The following is an 18,795-nucleotide window of genomic DNA, read 5'->3' as shown; positions in this document are numbered from 1 at the left end:
TAACCATTTTTTCTGTTTTGTCAATACCGGGCAGTGTTCACGGCATTTTTTGTCGATCCGGATCCGCTATGCACCACCGTAGCCGGTCCTGCCCGAGTTTCCCCGTTTTTCCTCTCTATACGGTCCTTTTCCTGAGTGCGATCATCCGGGTAATGCCGGTCTTAAAGTCGACTTCCGGCTTCCATCCCGTCACCGCCTTTAATTTCTCAATGGACGGCATCAGGTTGATCAGACCTTCCGCATTTTCCCCGCGGGTATTGTATCGGGTTTCGCCCTTTCCGCCGCAGCGTGTATGGATCTCCTCCACGAAATCCTTTAATACCTTTGTCTCCGCGCCTCCGAAGTTAAAGACAGGATTTGAGATCCCCTCAAATGCCGTTTCCTCCGCCTCGCAGAGCGCCGCCATTCCTCTCGCCAGATCATCGATATAGAGGAAATTCCAGTTCTGCGTGCAGGCGCCGAGGGACATCTCCCTGTTGTTCAAAAATGCGTCCAGACAGGATTCGACTAACGTCCACGGGTGGTCTCCCGGTCCGTAGGCGCTGAAGATCCGCGCATGAATGTAACGCAGGCCGAGCTCCCCGCAGAGCGTTTCGCCCTTTTCGCGCATCGCGAGCTTCGCTTCGCCGTAGAGGGATTTCGGCTCGCAGGCCGTCTCCTCCGTGATCAGATCCCGGTGCATTCCGTATTCTGCCTGGGATCCGGAGAACAGGAACTTTTTACATCCCAGTGCCTTCGCAGTCCGGATCGTCTCCAGGGAGATCTCCAGATTTTTTTCCTGAAGCGCCCGGTCTGTTCTCGACGCACTTCCGGAACCGCCCCAGCCGAAGTGGCAGAAGACATCCTGCGGCTTTGTCACTTTTTCCAGAAGCTGTTCCGGCTCGGAGAGATCGTTTTCAGTCACGAGAAGCCGCCCGGATAAAAGCGCCTCCTCGTTTCCGTCAAGGATCATGCCGAGTTTTGAGGACGCGGGGCGCGCGATGGCAGTCACCGTATGTCCTCTCCGCAAGAGTTCCCGAACTGTCGCCGCGCCGACAAAACTCGTCGCGCCTGTCATGATGATATTCATATTATGCTGCCCCTTTCCTCTGGCAAACGCAACTGTTCAGTACCTTCACAGCTACGAGCAAAAATCCATTCCAAATCGGCTGCGCCGATGGGATTTTTGCCTTCATTCCTATCCTTTATTAAGGTCAGCGCAGCAAGTGCGCAGACCTGCGTCACTGACAAACCTACTTATTTTCCACCAGCGGGATATACATATTCTCCTTGAGTTCCTCCTCCGGAAGGAACGGCGCAAGATCCTCAAGCGGTACAGATACCATCGTTCCGTCCGGCAGCATCTTCGCAGATGCCTTTGGCTCAAATCCCTGCTTCATATCAACAAAGATCTCACAGATCACCGGACCTTCCGTCGCAAGTGTCTTCTCCACAGCAGCACCAAGCTCGCTGTTGTGATGCGCCGCCACATACGGATAGCCGTAAGCCCAGGCAAGTTTCTCCATACTCGGGAAGCTTAAGTCATGGCTGTCCACGCCGATTCCGATGAGCGGCTCATGGAAATGGGTCCTCTGGGTCTGACGGATGGAGTGGTAGCCGCCGTTGTTGATCAGGAAGATCTTGATCCCCATGTGGTGATGGATGATCGTCTGGAGTTCCTGAAGGTTCATCTGGATGCTTCCGTCACCGGTCACAAGGATAATATCCTTTGTATGGTCCGCCACCCATGCACCGATCGCCGCCGGGAGGTCGTAACCCATGGAAGCGATCGCAGAGTTGCTGATAAACCGCTGTCCTTTCTTCATCTCATAGGCATGTCCGCCTACCACGCACGCGGAGCCGTTGCCCACAACCGTGATCACATCCTCCTCCACACGTTTGCTGATCTCCTTGATCGCCGCGTAGACGTTTGCCGGCTCATCATCTCCGGCCTCATAATGTTTCGGCAGAACGACCGGATATTTTTCTTTCCAGGTCTGGCACTGACGGATCCAGCTGTCCACTGCCTCTTTGTCCTTTGCACCGCCGTTCGGATCAAATTCTTCCTCATCGAGAACGAGTTCCAGCTTCTCGAGAAGATCCTTTACGTCCGCATGGACCGGCATATCAACGTGGACCGTCGGTTTCTTTAACTCTTCCGCGTCGATGTCATTGTAGATCACATACGCTGCTCTCGCCCATGTCGGGTAATTGTAGCCAACCTGGCGGATGGAAAGACGGCTTCCCAGCGATAATAAGAGGTCACTGTTCTGAACCGCAAAGTTTCCGGCGCGGTCGCCCATATGTCCGGCACGTCCCACATAGAGCGGATCTGTATCGTACATGCAGTCGATGCTGTTCCAGCAGGTAACAACCGGGATCCCGAGCTTTTTCACGACTCTTGTAAATACATCAAACGCTTTTCCGATCCGGATCCCGTTTCCGGCATTGATCACCGGACGTTTTGCCTCGCGGACCTTCTTTAAGATCTCTCTCGCCTGTTCTACTGTCACAGGATCCGGAAGTTTCACGCGCTTTTCTCCCTGTCCGCTCACATCGGACGGGATCATAGCCGGTTTTCCTTCAATTTTATTCATCATGCAGATCGTGCATCCGGAACATCCGGTTCCATGTCCGGACCAGCCGGTGCCGCCCGCCTCGTAATCATCTTTGTCGAATCCCAGTAAGGATTCCGTCTCGATATACGCGCCCTGGACATTTAACGGGATGTCCAGCCAGCACGGACCAGGTCTTCCTGTCTGTGCCAGATAAAGGGCCTTTTCCAGGCAGAAGCGGATCCGCATCGGATCCAGCACCATCTCGCTGTACTTTGTCATACAGTCGATTGCCTTTGTGATCTCAAATTCCTGATCTCCCATCGCGCGGATCCCCAGACCTGTGCTGTGGGCCGTCGTGTCGTAGCGGACCTGTCCGGATAAAACGAGCATCGGGATCGAGTCGAGCCAGCCGCCGACAACGCCCGTGATCGCGTTTGTTCCGCCAGGGCCTGTCGTCACGCAGAGCGCGGCGATCTTGTTGTGGATTCTCGCATACGCCTCCGCAGCGATGGCGCATGCCTGTTCATGGTGGTTAAAATAGCAGTGAAGTCCCGGCTGATGTCCGAGTCCGTCATCCAGGTGCATCGCACCGCCTCCGGTCACCATAAATGCATCGGTGATCCCCTCGTCTACCAGCTTCTGGGCAATATAATCAGAAACTTTCATTCTCATAAGTGAAACCTTCTCCTCTCTCAAACTGTCAGATTCCAGCCATATTGACCTTCCTTTTCCCCCAGACACATGGCTGAGTCTGCGCCGGGTATACCTTCTTCGATTATACCATGCGGACCGCATACAGTCCAGTAAATCATGTTTTTAACGGGATTTTCAGGGGATCCCCGGGGCATTTTTTCCCCTTTGTTTTCCGTTTTTTCCACCCGGTGAAATCCTTTCCACGGTGTTCCAGATATGCCAGGAACCCACACTGGAATTCCGTCATCACAGACTGTTATAATCAGCTGGTAAACAAAAACAACTGTACGGCATGATCTCAGGAGCTGCTGCCGATCCGTCCTGTCCACAAGCTTCTGACCTGCCGGACAAGAGCATGATTTCATATCAAAAAGGAGAGAAGGATATTATGAAAAAACAGACAAGGATCGCCGCTGTCTTATCCGCAGCAGCATTCATGACAATGGTCTCCGGGCTGCCGGCTTACGCTGCATCCCACGGATGGGTGACAGAAGGAGATGCAAAGGTCTATTACGATGAAGACGGGTACCTCACCACCGATGCATGGAGAAAGCGCGGGGAAGACTGGTACTATCTTGGTGAGAACGGTCAGATCGTGACCGATGCGAAGATCGACGAATATTATGTGGACAGCGAAGGAAAAATGGTGACAAGTGCATGGGTAGAATTAAAGAATGAGGAAGATCCGGACTCCCCGGAGACTCCCGATACCTTCTGGTACTACTTTGAAAAGGATGGAAAGTCCGCTGTCTCCAAATGGGTAAAATTTGACTCTAAATGGTACTATTTTGACGAGTCCGGCCATATGGCGACAGGAAAGACGGAGATCGACGGAGCTACTTACTATCTTGGAACAGAAAAAGACGGGGCGATGAAGACCGGATGGATCCGCCTGGAGGAAAACAGTCATGTGCCGGGATCTTCTGAGAGCTGGTACTACTTTAACTCCGACGGAAAGATGGTGACTACCCAGTATGACAAGAAGATCGACGGAAATTACTACACCTTCATCGACGGAAAAATGCAGACAGGCTGGGTCCTGATGCCGTCCGGGAGCGATGCGGACGCGACCGGCAGCAATGCAGCTGTCCCGAACGTCACAGATTATCAGTACTACGGACCGTCCGGGGACGGAAAACGCGCCGAAGGTTTTCACTCCATTGAGGGGATTTCCGGGATCCACGAAGCCGACGAGGTGTACACCTTCTGCTTTAAAGCAGGAAAACCATACGTTTCCACGAAAAAGGGGAATTCTCTCTTCACGATCAACGCAAAAAAATACGCCTTCAGTGATCTCGGCATCATGCAGACCGGAAGACAGATCGTGAATGTGGCGAACGATGAGATCGCGAACTTCTGCTTCGGCGAGGACGGCATCATGAAGACAGGAAAACAGACGATCTTCAATGAGGAGACGGGTGAGACCGAGAACTGGTTCTTCCACACCGACGGCGACAAGAAAGGTCAGGGATACCATGGACTCCGCGACGGCATCCTCTATGTATACGGAAAGAGACAGGACGCCACTGCCGATCAGAGATATGCACCGGCGGACTTAAACGGCACCATCTACCTTGTCGGAACAGCCGGAAATGTACAGAAAGCGTCCGCTTCCTCCACTTCCACAGCGAAACCGGAGCTTGGACGTGGATATAAAGATATCAAAGATGCGAACGGAACGATCTGGACTGTAAATACGGCCGGTGTCGTCCAGTAAACAGGACATTGAATTCCTGCGAAATAACCGCGGACCTGCTGCCTTTCGCAGCCATCCGCGGTTATTTCTATCCACGGCTGCCCGATCAGTTCTGTGCAGCCGCATTCTCCTATTTACTTTCTGTAATATACGCTTTTACCAGGCGGTTCAGTGTACCTTTCATCTGTACCACAATGTCCATCAGCCTGTCGTTCTCTTCGCGAAGCCTTTGGTTTTCTTCTTCCAGAGCACTTTTGTAATGTCGTTCCATGCTCATTGTTTTCGTCCCCCTTACGCCTCGTCCGCAGCCGCCCTTTCCCGCGTCTGCTTCCTTTTTCTTAAATATATAATACATTTTTCCAGAATTGAAAAGTAGTTTTTGAACGCAAGTTTCGACAGCTTTCGAAAACGCAAAGCGACAGTCCCACTCAAAAGCAGAACTGCCGCAAAACTCATCTTTTATATAATATGAAGTTTTTCAAATGCCCATGCGATCCCGTCGTCCTCCACGTCCTTCGTGATAAAGGTCGCGTAAGGTTCTAGGCCTTTCGCGTGTTTTTCCATGATGATACTGTTTCCGGCATAGCGGATCATCGCCAGGTCATTCATACTATCACCGAAGGCGTAGGAATCTTCTCTCGCGACCCCATAGTGTTTCAGGATCACTTCCATCGCCGTCGCCTTATCATAGCCTGTCGGCACACACTCATAGAGTCCGTGTCCCCGGTCGATCGCAGTCATATCCGGCGCCAGGATCTTTAAGAAGCTCTCCGCATCACTATTCTCATCCGCCAGAACACAGAACTTGTCAAAATCGACTTCTTCCGTGTTCCAGTCTGCGCTCGCAAGTCCCTGGTTTTTATATACAACGTTCTTCACATGTTCGATCTCTTCCATGTGGGAGACGCCGACCTGGACCGTACAAACCTTCGGTCCCTCAAGGATCCCGTCGAGTCTGCACGCGAGGATCGCTCTCTGGAGCTCCATCCGGCGCTTCGCGGAGATCTTTCTGTGAAGCAGGGCTTTTCCTTCCGCTTCTATGTAGGTTCCGCATCCGCAGAGGTAACCGTCGACCGGTACTTTCCCCTCAACGTCCTTCATCAGGCATCTCGTCCGCCCGGAATTGATGAATATCAGATGTCCGGCGCGGCGCGCCTCGGTGATCGCAGCCGCCGCGCTCTTCGGAAGCTCTTTCGACGCATCCACTAAGAGCGTTCCGTCAATGTCAAAAAATAATGCTTTTCTTTTCATATTGTTCTCTTATCGCATTTCTGCTGTCAGTATCTCTGCTCAGCACTTTGCAGAATAGCCGGACCATTTCCTGTCCATATTATTTTGCTTCCGTACTGCTTTCGCTTTCCTCTGCAACAGTCTCTGCTTCTTCTAAGATATTCTCTGCTTCCGTTGTCTCTGCAGTAGTCTCCGGCGCTTCAACGTAAGTAGAATTGCCGATCAGGTAGTAGTAGACAGCACCCATATCAAAGATCTGGTTTGCGGAGTCCTCACCGTATGTTGCCGTCATCTGCGCTGCATTCTTGAAGTAATTCATAACAGCGAGCTTATCTTTCTGATCTTCAGTCGCAGAGAGATTTTCCTGTGCCTGAATCGCGTCTAAAACGAGCTGCTGTTTTACAAGGTTTTCAGCAGTATCGCGAAGTCCATCCTCATCCGTTCCGAGGAACATGCTGAGGAACTGGTCAAACTCAAGACCATAGCTGCTCGCATAGCTGGAGTATGTGGTCTTTAACTGGTTGAACATGTCATCAACAGCGTCCGGATCTGCTGTGACTTCGGAGTTATTGATCACTTCATTTAAGAGCTCACTTCCGGCTGCGTTGAAGAACTGGCTGTCGGCCTCCGCCTGGAGATCCGCACACACTTCCTCTTTTAACTGATCAAGAGTCGCTGTATCATCGTTGTAGTAACGTTTTGCGAGGTCATCGTCCACCTTGCTCTCGGACTCAGATTTTAACTGGTTTAATTTCACATGGAATACGACTTCCTGTCCTGCAAGATCTGCGCTTCCGTAGTTATCCGGGAACTTTAAGTTTAAGTCTTTCTCATCTCCGACGTTCATGCCGATCACACCGTCCTCAAAGCCGTCAATGAAAGTTCCGCTTCCAAGCTTCAGATCGTAACCTTCTGCAGTTCCGCCGTCAAACGCAACGCCGTCCTTTGTTCCGGAATAATCGATATTCGCGGTATCGCCTTCCGCAGCCGGTCGTCCCTCGATCGTTACCGGATACTCTGCGCAGAGCTCCTTTAATCTTGTCTGGACCTGTTCATCCGTCACTTCCTCTACCTTTGCAGAATAAGTCAGGTTCTTATAATCTCCGAGAGTCACGCTCTCCTCGTCGTGAAGCTCTTCCTCGGATTTTGTCTCCGTCTCAACAGTTGCAGCTGCTGCCTGCTCCTCAGACGCAGAGCTGCTCTCTGTGTTCTGGCTCTTATTTCCGCATCCTGTTACGATCACAGCCGCTGCTGCAACACAGAGACCTGCTTTTATGATTTTTTTCATGTTTTCTTTTTCCTTCCATTCTGTCTCATATTCCCCGCGTGTCTCCCGTTTTCCGGAACATCCGCGCGTAATACTCATTCTAACATACCGTCACGCGAAAAAAAAGAGTGTTCACAGAAATTTAAGACATGTGTTAGAAAACAAGTGAAAAAACGCTTCACGAGTTTCCCCTTGTTATCGCGACAGTCGCCAAGGTCTCGCGCAAGCGCGGACTTTGACTCGTCGTTCGCGTAAATAAAAACACTCTGCAAAGATCTTCCATGTCTTACGTCCATCAGGATCTCTTCCAGAGTGTTTTTCAATAATGTTTCAATTTTTTCAAAACGGGGCGTTAGAAATGTCCTTCCGACTTCTGGACACAGCTCCTGCCGGTCCAGCCGTCATCCGCATTTATTTATAGAACGCACAGAACGCCTTATATGTATTGTATACATCAAGCTTCGAAGCCAGCTCAAACGGTGCGTGCATGGAAAGGATCGGAACGCCGAGGTCCACAACATCCACATCCATCATCGCCACATACTGGGCGATCGTTCCGCCACCGCCCGCATCGACTGCACCGAGCTCACCGGTCTGCCAGTACACACCGTTCTCTTCCATGATGCCGATGACCTTTGCCATCGTCTCCGCGCTTGCATCGCTGCTGCCGGACTTTCCTCTCGCGCCTGTATATTTTGTGAGCACGCAGCCTTTGTTTACATAACTCGAGTTTCTGCTCTCGTATACACTCGCGAACGTCGGATCATAAGCCGCGTTTACATCGGAAGAAAGGCAGATGGAATGGCGCAGCACAGTCTTTGTGTCCGCCCCGAAGCTCTCCGCGAGGTCCTCGACCGCATGATGGACATAGTCCGAGTGAAGTCCCGTATTCCCGACAGAACCGATCTCCTCTTTGTCCGTAAGGATCGTAAATGTCGTGTGTTCCGGATTCTTTGTCCCGATCTCCGCCATCAGAGCTGTGTACGCGCAGACGCGGTCATCCTGGCCGTAAGCTCCCACAAGTCCGCGGTCAAGTCCGATATCGACTGCCTTGTATGCCGGGACCATCTCGATCTCCGCACGGGTGAAATCTTTTTCCGTGATCCCGTAGCGCTCGTTCAGTAACTTCATCGCAAGAAGCTTTGCCGGATTTTTGATTTTCTCGTTCTCCTCGTCATGGTACGGGATCGAACCGATGATAATATTGAGTTCCTCGCCCTTTAAACCTTCCGCGAGCTTTCTCCCGTTCTGTTCGGAAGCGAGATGTGGGAGAAGATCTGTCACGCAGAATTGCGGATCGCCCTCATTTTCGCCGATGGAGATCTCAACGACCTCTCCGTCAGCTTTTACAACGACGCCATGCATGGATAACGGCACGGTCCCCCACTGGTATTTGCGGATCCCGCCGTAATAGTGCGGTTTTAAATATGCGATCTCATCCTTCTCAAACAGCGGATTCGGTTTTAAATCCAGGCGCGGGGAATCGATGTGGGCACCGTTCATCCTCAATCCCTCGTTCAGATCTTTTGTTCCGATTGTGGAAGCAATGATCGCCTTCTTCCGGTTGTTCCAGTAGATCTTATCCCCTGCTTTGTAGGAAGCTTTCGGATCAAATTTCTGATATCCTGCGTTTTCCAAGAGTGTAACTGCTTTTTTCACGCATTCTCTCTCTGTTTTTCCCTCATTTAAGAATGTCTTATATCCCTCACAGAAATCCTGTGCCTCCGGGATCTGCTCCGGCGCTTTTTCGCCGATATGCGGAGCTTCCCAGAGAAGTGCTTTTTCAAGATCTTTGCCGTTCATTCTAAAAATCCTCCGTATGTGTAATAGTATCCTATTTCGGGAACAGCTCTTTGCTGTCCAGCATCAGTGTAAACGGTCCGTCATTCAGCAGATCCACCTTCATATCCGCTCCAAACTCCCCGTGCGCCACTTTTTCCACATGCTTTTTGCACTGTTCCATAAAATATTCATAGAGACGGTTCGCATGGTCCGGCGCTCCTGCACCGGTAAAGCTCGGACGGTTGCCCTTCCGGCAGTCTGCATACAGTGTAAACTGGCTCACCACAAGGATCTCGCCGCCCACATCCTGAAGAGAGCGGTTCGTCTTTCCGTTCTCATCCTCAAAAATGCGGAGTCTGCAGATCTTGTCCGCCATTTTATCTGCGATCGTCTCATCATCCTCATCAGATACACCGAGAAGGATCAGGAATCCCTGTCCGATGGAACCGGTCTCCCGCCCGTCCACATGTACCGACGCATGTTTTACTCTCTGTAGTACGACTCTCATCTATCTTTCCTCCAGACTGGCCGCTCTGCATCCGCTTTTCCGGAGTGCAGATCTTTCGTCTTGGAACTTTCTGTCACCAAAACAGCCGAAAACGGTCTATGTCGGACCGTTTCCTGCAAGTTCCTCCTGTTTTCTTTCTGCTTTCTCACGCTCGCGGCGCTTTTCTTCCTCACGCCTGCGCTCTTCCTCCTCGACGGCCATGATCGCCTGGTTTAAGGAGAACATCTTCATATCCAGCATATCCACCATATCTGCACAGGACTTTAACTCCCGTTCCAGATAATCCGGTGCCTTTCCCTCAAACTTATAAGCGATCTTGTGTTCCAGGGACGCCCAGAAGTCCATCGCGATGGTGCGGATCTGGATCTCGACCTTCGTATCTCTCTTTCCCTCCGACAGATAGACCGGGATCGTCACCACCATATGGTAGCTCTTATATCCGTTCGCCTTCGGATATTTAATGTAGTCCTTGACATGCAGGACTGTAATATCCGCCTGTCTGGCGATCATATCCGCGATGGGATAAATATCGGACATAAAGGAACAGATGATCCGGATCCCCGCGATGTCGTTTAAATGCTCCACCATGTTATCGATCGTGACCTCACATCCATCGTGCTTCAGCTTTTTCACGATGCTCTCCGGCGTCTTTAACCGGGAAGTGATGTGTTCGATCGGGTTGTAATTGTATAACTGGATAAATTCATTATTTAAGATCTCGATCTTCGTGTTGATGGATTTTAACGCGGAGCTGTATAAAAACATCGTTGATTTCCACTGATCGATCTGATCAAACTCTCCAGACTCTTTCGTCATGCTGACGCCCCCTTTCTTTGCAGCCGGGAACGTTCCGTCCATGCGACCATGTCTTCACGCTTTCCTGCTACAGCTTCAGACCCTTTAAGAGATCCGCAAGACCTGTGCTTGCCTGACCTTCTTCCTTATATCCGTAGGTGTCCTCAGCTTCTCTCTCCGCTTCCTCCTCGATCAGCTCTTTCATGGACAGACTGATCTTGTTGTTCGCGGTGGAGATGATCTTTACTTTTACGTTCTGTCCCTCTTTCAGCACCGCACCCGGATGTTTGATCCGCTTTGTGCTGATCTGGGAGATGTGAAGGAGACCGGTAAGTCCGTTTTCCAGCTCAACAAATGCGCCGTAATCCTTTAAGGTCTCGACCGTGCCGTTCATGACAGCGCCGACTTCACATTTTGCGATCTTTTTATTTGTCTCTTCCTGTTTTTTCTCTCTCGCTGCCTCGCGTCCAGATAATACGAGACGGTGTGTCTCCTCATCTGCCGTGATCACAGTCACTTCGATCGTCTTTCCGTCGAATTCCTTTAAATCTTCCACATACTCGTCGCTGAGGCGGGAAGCCGGGATAAAGCCGCGGATCCCTTCCAGATATGCGACAGCACCTGCGTTTACGATCTCGGAGATCTTTACCGGAACGACCGTGCGCTCTTCCATCATAGTCTTCAGTTTATCCCACGCAAGGACCTGGTTTGCCTCCTTTTTGGAGAGGACCATGTTTCCTTCCCCGTCATTTGTCGCCATCACGGTCGCCGTGATCTCATCACCCGGATGGATCATCTCCGCCATGTTGAAATCAGGATCTTCGCTCAGATCTTCTTTGCGGATCACGCCGTCCGCGTAGGTCTTTAAGTCCACGATCACCGCGTCATCTGTCACATCAAGCACGGTACCAGTCACAACATCGCCAACTCTAATTTTTTTAAGGGAAGCTTCTAACTCCTCTTTGTAATCGTCCATGGATTCCATATTTCATCTCTCCTTTTCTCATCCTCCATTTTTATTCCGCTTATTTCTATAAAAAGGCCATAAGAATGGATGATAATTTCTTCCTCTATTTAACCATATTCTGTGAATATTTGCCATAGTTTTCATAAAAATTTTATGATAAAATGTGCATAGTGATTACTGTACACAGGTAGGAATTTTCTGATATTTTTGGAGGCATTTACCATGAAAGATTATGCTGATCTGCATACCCATACCATCGCGAGCGGACATGCCTACGGAACCATCACGGAGATGGTCCATGCCGCTGCATTAAAGAACCTGCCGATCCTCGGCATCACCGAGCACGCCCCGTCCATGCCGGGAAGCTGCGGGGAAATGCAATTCTGCAACTTCAATGTGATCCCGCCGGTCTTAGAGGGTGTCCGTCTTTTATTCGGATGTGAATTAAACATCGTGGACTACAGCGGAACCATCGACCTGTCAGAGCGGATGTTAAAGCGCTTATCCTACACAGTCGTCAGTCTCCATGACCTCTGCCTGAAACCGGGAACAATGGAAGACAACACCTTCGCGGTGCTCACAGCGTTAAAAAATCCGTATGTCACGATCCTCGGACATCCGGATGATGGAAAATTTCCACTGGACTATGAGGCGGTCGTAAAAGCCGCAAAGGACAACCACCGCATGATCGAGCTCAACAACACCTCCCTGACACCAGGCGGTTCCCGCATCCACGCATATGAAAATGACAGGATCATTCTCCCGCTCTGCGCCAGCTACAAGGTTCCGGTCATCATGAACAGCGATGCACACTTTACGACATCGGTCGGCGACCACGCGCGCGCGGAGGCCCTCTTAAAAGAGTTAAACTTCCCGGAAACACTCATCGCGAACTATCACCCGGAGATCCTGAAGGAATATATCCCGGACCTGGCGGATTTTCAGGGCTGAATATCTCGTATCGAAATGGCAGAAATTCTCCTGCCCCGCCAGCGAGATCCATAAACCGATGTTTTTTACAGAAAAATGAGCACAAAAACGGCTGTGAAGTGATTCTTTTCTTCACAGCCGTTTTTCTTTCGTAAGAAACCATGTTTCAGGTTATTTTTCTGGACCTGCTCACCGGAACCCGTCCCTGTCAGATCTTTGTTCCATCGGGCAGGCGGTTTTCAGAGCTGAACCTGCGCTCTACTTTAACAGTTTATCAACCTTCGCCCACAGCACCTGCAGTTCCTTCTGATCGCTCAGACGGTCCTTCTGGATCCGGATAATGTTCTCGAGCGCCGCATTCGCGCCGTCCGCGTTTAATTTCGCGTCACAGGATTTCTTCGCCTTTGTGTAAGGGTCCATACTCTCCTGATCTTCTTCCTGCTCCGCCTGGAGCTTCTGGATCTTATCCACAAGTTTTACCGCCTCATCCGACGGATTCTTCACATCCTGCCATTCCAGCAGATGCGTATTATTCTCCGCATTGATCGTATCCAGAGCGATACTGTTCTTTAACATCGTTTTCCAGTTGTCTGAGATTGCTGTTTCATACGTCTGCTTCGCAGTCTTATTATCCGCAAAGGCCGTAAGCGGCATTCCCGCAAGACATACCAGAAGACCGAATAAAAATAAAATCTTCTTCATCATTGTGTCCTCCTGTGATGTAAGCTGATAACAGATTTCCAAAAATCCGCAGATATTTTCCATGTTTTCGTGTACAGAGAATCCTTCCTCTGAACTGTTACCATCTTATCACACTTCCGTCCATTCTTCTACGGCAAAGCTGCGGCAATCCTGCGGCAGTATGATCGTAAACACGGCACCGTCCGGCGAGCTTTCTGCCGCGATATCGCCTCCCATATATTCCATGGAACGCTTCGCGATGGAAAGCCCCAGCCCGTGATTTCCGTTCTTTCCTTTATAAAAACGGTCGAACAGATGCGGCAGATCATTCTCTGCAATCCCCGGTCCATCGTCGCGGATCGTAAGTTTCAGCTGATCCCCCGACTCTTCCACAGAAATCTGAACCGTCTCCTTTGCATAGCGGATACAGTTTGATGTCACATTTGAGAACGCCCGCCCGAGCAGCATCACATCCGAGATAATCTTATGCTCGTCTCCCGGCAAAAATTCCAGTTTTATTTTTTTCTGGTAAGCAAGACCTTCCAGCCGCTCGATCTGATCCTCGATATATTCCCGGATCCCCAGCTCCACCGAAACAACCTGGTAGCGCATCTGGTCCATTCTCGTGAGCGTCAGGATCCCGTCGACCACCTCCGTCAGACGGCTGCTCTCATCCAGGATCACTCCTGCTGCCTGGGATGTATCTTCAAAGACACCTCGCTGGATCCCCTGGGCATAGCCGCTGATGGACATGAGCGGGGTACGGAGTTCATGGGACGCATTCTGGAAAAAGACGCGCTCCGCCTCGTCCGCCTTCAAAAGATTGTCCTGCATCTGGTTGATCTCATTCTCCAGTTCATAAAGCTCTTTTACGTTTGTCCCGGTCTCCACCTTTTTAAACTTCTTTTCACCGATCCCGCGCGCTGCCTCACAGAGGCGGCTCACCGGATTTGAGATACTTCCAGCTACAAACCAGAACAGCACGATGGAGACTCCCGCCATGACCCCCATGATCATGAGCACCAGTCTCGACACTTCATGTAAGATCACGCTTGTATCATGGATCGGACAGTACAGCAGGATATTCTGGACACGCCCCGACCGTTTCTGCCCCACATCAAGAAAATAGAGCATGTATCTCGTATCTCCGATCATCTCCTCGGAGATCTCCCCGCTTTCAAACGAAGGATCATTTCCTGTCATTCTTATCAGGAATTCCGAGTACATCTGGGTCATCTCCGGCTGATCATCGTAGTTTTTCGGATACAGTACGCGGTAATTCTTTCCGATCACCAGCATCTTCGTCTCACCGGACTCCGTCTGGGCCGAGTTTCTCAGGGCATTCAGGAGACTTCCGCGGTCATCCTGTGCGCTGTTCTCATCCGGCACATCCACGTTGCTGTACTCCTCCGTAAGTTCCTCCACGGTCTTCACCATCTGCCCCAGATCCCGCTTCGCATTGTAGATCATATGTCCGTCCAGCGCATAGCTGAACACGAACCATGCCGCCACCGGAAACGCGATCAAAAGCAGCATCACCGGGAGGAAGATCTTCATCCGGATACTTAATTTCATTCCTCTCCTCCACTCGTCAGGCGGAAGCCATATCCCCATACCGTCTCGATCTTCACAGTACTCTTCTGGTCCTTCAGCTTCTTTCTGAGACGTTTCACCATATCATCCACAGCTCTCGTGTCTACTTCCTTGCTGTCCACCTTCCACAGGGATTTTAAGAGGTCATCGCGGCTCGCCGCATGTTCCTTCCGCTCCAGCATGTGGCACAGAAAATCAAATTCCAGCGGAGTCAGGGCAAAATCCTCATCCTTTAACTTCGCAGCGCGGCGCTTCGGGTAAAGTCTGATATCCCCGATCTCATAGGAATCCTTCGACTCTTCCTCCTGTCCGGAGAACGCATCCACGCGGCGGAACAACGCTTTGACTCTCGTCACGAGTTCCAGCGGCAGGAACGGTTTCACCATATAGTCATCACTTCCGAGAGTGATCCCCGTGATGCGGTCCAGCGGGGAATCCTTTGCGGAAACGATGATGATCGGAACATGGCTCGTCTTCCGGATCTGCGTGCAGACCGTCAGTCCGTCCATTCCCGGCATCATAATGTCCAGGATACAGAGATCCGGAGCTTTTTTCTCAAACGCCTCCAGAAGAGACTCTCCATCCCCGAAACACTCCACCTCATATCCCTCTTTTTCCAGGAAATTCTCTATCAGAAAACAGATGTTTTTCTCATCATCCGCGACATAGATCAGTTTTGACATATATATTTCCTCCTGATTTTTATCTATCCAGATAGTTTTCTCGCATTACTGTCACGATTATATCACGTTCTTCCTCGCATGGTAAATATCTGCCGCAGAATTGCCGCAAGACACAGGAGTATTGCCCTCTGTGCTTTTTCCATTTTCCCAATAACTACCAGCGGTGAGCTTCCGAACAGGAGCACCTTGATCCGGGGATCTGGCTCCTCTTAGGTTCCGGGTGACTGCGTTGGAAAAAAGATGACACTTGTTTGAGCGCAGCGAGTTGTGTCATCGTTTTTCCGTCTTTAGCAGTCTCCTGGGAGCTTAGAGGAACCATCCCCGCATCCCTGAGTGCTACTGCTCGGAAGCTCACCGCGTACTTTCGCCAATACAATCATATCATATTTCCCATTGTACTTTTCCAGAAACTGTAGTAAACTATCCCTATAATGCGGTGCAGTGTAAAAGACTCCGGCATCGCCCACACCCTAAAAGAAAGGACGGACCCCACATGAACAAAGACCTGGAACTTCTCACCCGTGTGATCGACGAGAAATCTGCAAAAATCCTGGATGCCAACGATAAGATCTGGGAATACGCGGAACTCGCTTTCCACGAGACAAGATCAGCAGCCCTGTTAAAATCCATCTTAAAAGAAGAAGGCTTTACCCTGACCGAGGGCGACGCCGGAATCCCGACCTGCTTTACCGGAACCTTTTCCTACGGAACCGGAAAACCGGTCATGGGAATTCTCGGAGAGTACGATGCACTCTCATCCTTAAGCCAGAAAGCAGCAGATCCGCACAAAGAACCTCTGACGGAAGGCGCTCCCGGCCATGGATGCGGTCACTGCGCACTCGGAACCGGTGCGCTCGCAGCAGCGATCGCTGTGAAAGAATACCTGATCGCAAATAAGAAAGACGGAACGATCATCTACTTCGGCTGCCCTGCTGAGGAAGGTGCCGGTGCCAAACAGTTCATGGCCCGCGCCGGAATGTTCGACAACGTTGATTTCGTATACTCCTGGCATCCGGCAACAAAAAACGCCGTCGAATGCAACCACAGCAATGCGATCATGGGTGCAAACTTCTATTTTAAAGGCGTTGCCTCTCATGCCGGCGCGACCCCGTATCTCGGAAGAAGCGCTCTGGATGCCGTAGAACTCATGAACGTCGGCTGCAACTACTTAAGAGAACACATGATCCCGGAGGCAAGAATCCATTATGCCTACATTGATGCAGGCGGAACTGCCCCGAACGTTGTCCAGGATCACGCAACGATCCGCTACGAGGTCCGTTCCCCGTGGGTATACCAGGTAAAAGAGCTCTTCGAGCGCGTGAAAAACGTTGCCCGCGGCGCCTCCATCATGACCGATACCTCCGTGGAGTGTGAACTTTCCATGGCATTCACGGAATACCTTCCGAACAATGCCCTCGCAAAAGTTGCCGATGAGTGTTTACAGGAAGTCGGTGCTCCGAAATGGGATGATGCAGATTACGCGATGGCGAAAGAATTCTTAAATACCTATCCGGAAACCACAATGGAAAATATCCGCACACAGATCATCGAGACTTACGGGGAAGACCGTCTCGAAGAGATCCTCGAAAAACCGCTGGATTCCGAGATCCATCCGTTCAACCCGGATAAGATCAAACTGACCGCCGGTTCCACCGATGTCGGCGATGTCGGCTATGCAGCACCGACCTTAAACATCAACATTGCTACCGCGTGCGTCGGAAATGTAGGACATTCCTGGCAGATGGTTGCCCAGTCCTGCAGCCCGCTGGCCCACAAAGGTCTCTTGACTGCCGCAAAAGTCCTGGCTCTCTCCTGCATCCGAACGATGGACCGCCCGGACGTGATCGAAGCGGCAAAGAAGGAAGTCACAAAGCGAAACGGCGGACACTACACCTGCCCGCTGCCGGATTCCGTGCAGCCGCCGCTTGATACATACTAAAATTCATATAAAGAGGATCTGCCCTAGCATCTTTGCTTCAATTTCAGGAGGAATTAACCATGAATATACTGATCGCCGCGGATTCCTTTAAGGGAAGCTGCTCTGCCCGTGAAGTCACTGACACCATCGAATCTGCCGCAAAAGCCGTGATCCCCGATGTGGCTGTCACGAAAATTCCCGTCGCTGACGGCGGTGAGGGAACTGTAGATGCCCTCGTTGCAGCCATGAATGGAACAAAGGTCCGCGTTCCCGCGCATGATCCGTTGGGACGGGCTATCACAGCCGAATATGGACTTTTGCCGGATGGGAGCGCTGTGATCGAGACTGCGGCAGCCTCCGGACTTACCTTGTTAAAGCCTAAGGAGCGGGATGCTCTTTGCGCTTCCACGTTCGGAACCGGAGAGCTGATCCGACATGCGTTGGAACATGGCGTAAAAAAGATCATTTTAGGTCTCGGAGGAAGCGCCACGACCGATGGCGGTGCCGGACTGGCTCAGGCGCTTGGAATTTCCTTTCTCGACAAGACCGGAAAAGAACTCGCCCCTGGCGGTGTTCATCTAAGCGAACTTGCTCAGATCTCCACAGCTGGTCTGCTGACTGAGGCAAGCGAATGTGAATTTGTCATTGCATGCGATGTGAAAAACCGACTCTGTGGATCTTCCGGAGCCGCTGCCATTTTCGGTCCGCAAAAGGGAGCCACTCCTGATCAGGTCAGGATCCTGGATTCATCTCTGGATCACTATGCATCTGTATTAAAAGATCAACTGAAATGCAGCACAGCGGAAACCGATGGCAGCGGTGCTGCCGGCGGCCTTCTCTGCGGAATTATCCCGTATTTTCCGGTTACGATCTGTTCCGGGATTGATCTCGTCCTGGATCTCACAAATTTCGATGAGCACGTGAAACTCGCAGACCTTGTCATCACCGGAGAAGGCCGGATCGACTCCCAGTCCGCACTCGGAAAAGTCCCGGTTGGCGTTGCCTCCCGCGCAAAAAAGATCAGGAACGTCCCTGTCGTTGCGATCGCCGGTGCAAAAGGCGAGGGCTGTGAAGCTCTCTATAAATTTGGGATTGACGCGATCTTCGATACTGTCCCCGGCATCATAACACTTGAAGAGGCCATGGAGCATGCAAAGGAGAATCTGGAGCGGACTGCTGAAAATGTTCTTCGGATTTTCCTCGCGGGCAGTCAGGAGCAACTCCGGTAATTTTTGTTCTCACATTTACGGAATCTGTATGGACCTGCATGTGAAATCCAAAAACGCTGCCGCAACCGTAACCGTTCCCGGTATTGTCTCCACCAAACACCGGTCAGCGCAGACAATCCACTTTGATCCACACTGAACTGCATCGTTACTCCACATATTTTCCGGATCTATCCGGACAGTTGCCAAGGTCTCGCGCAAGCGCGGACATTGGCTCGTTGTTCGCGTAAATAAAGGCTCTATATCAATAATCAGGTGGGATTCCAGGAATCCACCACCGATCGATATA

Annotated in this window: 17 protein-coding genes; 4 read left to right on the top strand and 13 right to left on the bottom strand. The window is 51.1% G+C overall.

Annotation, left to right across the window (positions count from 1 at the left end; genetic code table 11):
* Nucleotides 1–115: 115 nt before the first annotated feature.
* From V2546_RS05935 to V2546_RS05925, 3 genes are all read right to left on the bottom strand, one after another.
* Nucleotides 116–1,069, bottom strand: a complete 954-nt coding sequence (locus tag V2546_RS05935) for an NAD-dependent epimerase/dehydratase family protein (RefSeq protein ID WP_118530017.1) — start codon at nucleotides 1,067–1,069, stop codon at nucleotides 116–118.
* 163 nt (nucleotides 1,070–1,232) lie between these two features.
* Nucleotides 1,233–3,209: a thiamine pyrophosphate-binding protein gene (locus V2546_RS05930; protein WP_329751811.1), complete on the bottom strand. Its 1,977-nt coding sequence runs from the start codon at nucleotides 3,207–3,209 to the stop codon at nucleotides 1,233–1,235.
* Nucleotides 3,210–3,229: 20 nt separating this feature from the next.
* A complete protein-coding gene (locus tag V2546_RS05925) occupies nucleotides 3,230–3,559 on the bottom strand; it encodes a hypothetical protein (RefSeq protein WP_329751810.1) in 330 nt (109 codons plus the stop codon).
* Nucleotides 3,560–3,618: 59 nt separating this feature from the next.
* On the opposite strand from V2546_RS05925, the gene V2546_RS05920 reads away from it, so the two are divergent.
* Complete coding sequence (locus tag V2546_RS05920; RefSeq protein WP_329751809.1) at nucleotides 3,619–4,947, top strand: cell wall-binding protein; 1,329 nt, start codon at nucleotides 3,619–3,621, stop codon at nucleotides 4,945–4,947.
* A gap of 109 nt (nucleotides 4,948–5,056) precedes the next feature.
* Here the strand turns inward: V2546_RS05920 and V2546_RS05915 are convergent, their stop codons facing one another.
* The 7 genes from V2546_RS05915 to V2546_RS05885 all read right to left on the bottom strand — a co-directional run bounded on the left by V2546_RS05915 (nucleotide 5,057) and on the right by V2546_RS05885 (nucleotide 11,493).
* The gene (locus V2546_RS05915; protein WP_182426457.1) at nucleotides 5,057–5,203 is read right to left on the bottom strand and encodes a hypothetical protein; all 147 of its coding nucleotides are present in this window, start codon (nucleotides 5,201–5,203) and stop codon (nucleotides 5,057–5,059) included.
* Between the two features lie 182 nt (nucleotides 5,204–5,385).
* On the bottom strand, nucleotides 5,386–6,177 hold the full coding sequence (locus tag V2546_RS05910; RefSeq protein ID WP_329751808.1) for an HAD-IIB family hydrolase: 792 nt from the start codon (nucleotides 6,175–6,177) through the stop codon (nucleotides 5,386–5,388).
* 79 nt (nucleotides 6,178–6,256) lie between these two features.
* Nucleotides 6,257–7,444: a trigger factor gene (tig, locus tag V2546_RS05905; protein WP_182426757.1), complete on the bottom strand. Its 1,188-nt coding sequence runs from the start codon at nucleotides 7,442–7,444 to the stop codon at nucleotides 6,257–6,259.
* A gap of 390 nt (nucleotides 7,445–7,834) precedes the next feature.
* Entirely contained in the window at nucleotides 7,835–9,226 is a 1,392-nt protein-coding gene (locus V2546_RS05900; RefSeq protein ID WP_215702091.1) for an aminopeptidase, read from the bottom strand.
* Between the two features lie 31 nt (nucleotides 9,227–9,257).
* Nucleotides 9,258–9,713: a D-aminoacyl-tRNA deacylase gene (gene dtd / locus V2546_RS05895; RefSeq protein ID WP_118321724.1), complete on the bottom strand. Its 456-nt coding sequence runs from the start codon at nucleotides 9,711–9,713 to the stop codon at nucleotides 9,258–9,260.
* A gap of 96 nt (nucleotides 9,714–9,809) precedes the next feature.
* The gene (locus tag V2546_RS05890; RefSeq protein ID WP_118530362.1) at nucleotides 9,810–10,529 is read right to left on the bottom strand and encodes a GTP pyrophosphokinase; all 720 of its coding nucleotides are present in this window, start codon (nucleotides 10,527–10,529) and stop codon (nucleotides 9,810–9,812) included.
* A 67-nt stretch (nucleotides 10,530–10,596) separates the two neighbouring features.
* Complete coding sequence (locus V2546_RS05885) at nucleotides 10,597–11,493, bottom strand: S1 RNA-binding domain-containing protein (protein ID WP_118321723.1); 897 nt, start codon at nucleotides 11,491–11,493, stop codon at nucleotides 10,597–10,599.
* Between the two features lie 204 nt (nucleotides 11,494–11,697).
* On the opposite strand from V2546_RS05885, the gene V2546_RS05880 reads away from it, so the two are divergent.
* Nucleotides 11,698–12,426, top strand: coding sequence for a phosphatase (locus V2546_RS05880; RefSeq protein WP_118297442.1), 729 nt, complete (start codon nucleotides 11,698–11,700; stop codon nucleotides 12,424–12,426).
* A gap of 237 nt (nucleotides 12,427–12,663) precedes the next feature.
* On the opposite strand, the gene V2546_RS05875 is transcribed toward V2546_RS05880, so the two are convergent.
* From V2546_RS05875 to V2546_RS05865, 3 genes are all read right to left on the bottom strand, one after another.
* Nucleotides 12,664–13,110, bottom strand: a complete 447-nt coding sequence (locus V2546_RS05875) for a hypothetical protein (RefSeq protein ID WP_329751807.1) — start codon at nucleotides 13,108–13,110, stop codon at nucleotides 12,664–12,666.
* Between the two features lie 105 nt (nucleotides 13,111–13,215).
* On the bottom strand, nucleotides 13,216–14,661 hold the full coding sequence (locus V2546_RS05870; protein ID WP_329751806.1) for a HAMP domain-containing sensor histidine kinase: 1,446 nt from the start codon (nucleotides 14,659–14,661) through the stop codon (nucleotides 13,216–13,218).
* Nucleotides 14,658–15,362: a response regulator transcription factor gene (locus V2546_RS05865; protein WP_142411845.1), complete on the bottom strand. Its 705-nt coding sequence runs from the start codon at nucleotides 15,360–15,362 to the stop codon at nucleotides 14,658–14,660. The genes V2546_RS05870 and V2546_RS05865 overlap by 4 nt, the downstream gene beginning before the upstream one ends.
* A 493-nt stretch (nucleotides 15,363–15,855) precedes the next feature.
* Between V2546_RS05865 and V2546_RS05860 the strand changes: the two genes are divergently transcribed.
* Nucleotides 15,856–17,301 (top strand): amidohydrolase, encoded by a 1,446-nt coding sequence (locus tag V2546_RS05860; protein WP_329751805.1) that lies wholly within the window; start codon nucleotides 15,856–15,858, stop codon nucleotides 17,299–17,301.
* Between the two features lie 59 nt (nucleotides 17,302–17,360).
* Nucleotides 17,361–18,509, top strand: coding sequence for a glycerate kinase (locus V2546_RS05855; protein WP_329751804.1), 1,149 nt, complete (start codon nucleotides 17,361–17,363; stop codon nucleotides 18,507–18,509).
* The last annotated feature ends 286 nt before the right edge of the window (nucleotides 18,510–18,795 follow it).

This window comes from Clostridium sp. CM74B_53 (assembly GCF_036318045.1).
Classification (GTDB): domain Bacteria; phylum Bacillota; class Clostridia; order Lachnospirales; family Lachnospiraceae; genus Pilosibacter.
This window is presented reverse-complemented; position numbering and strand designations above follow the sequence as displayed.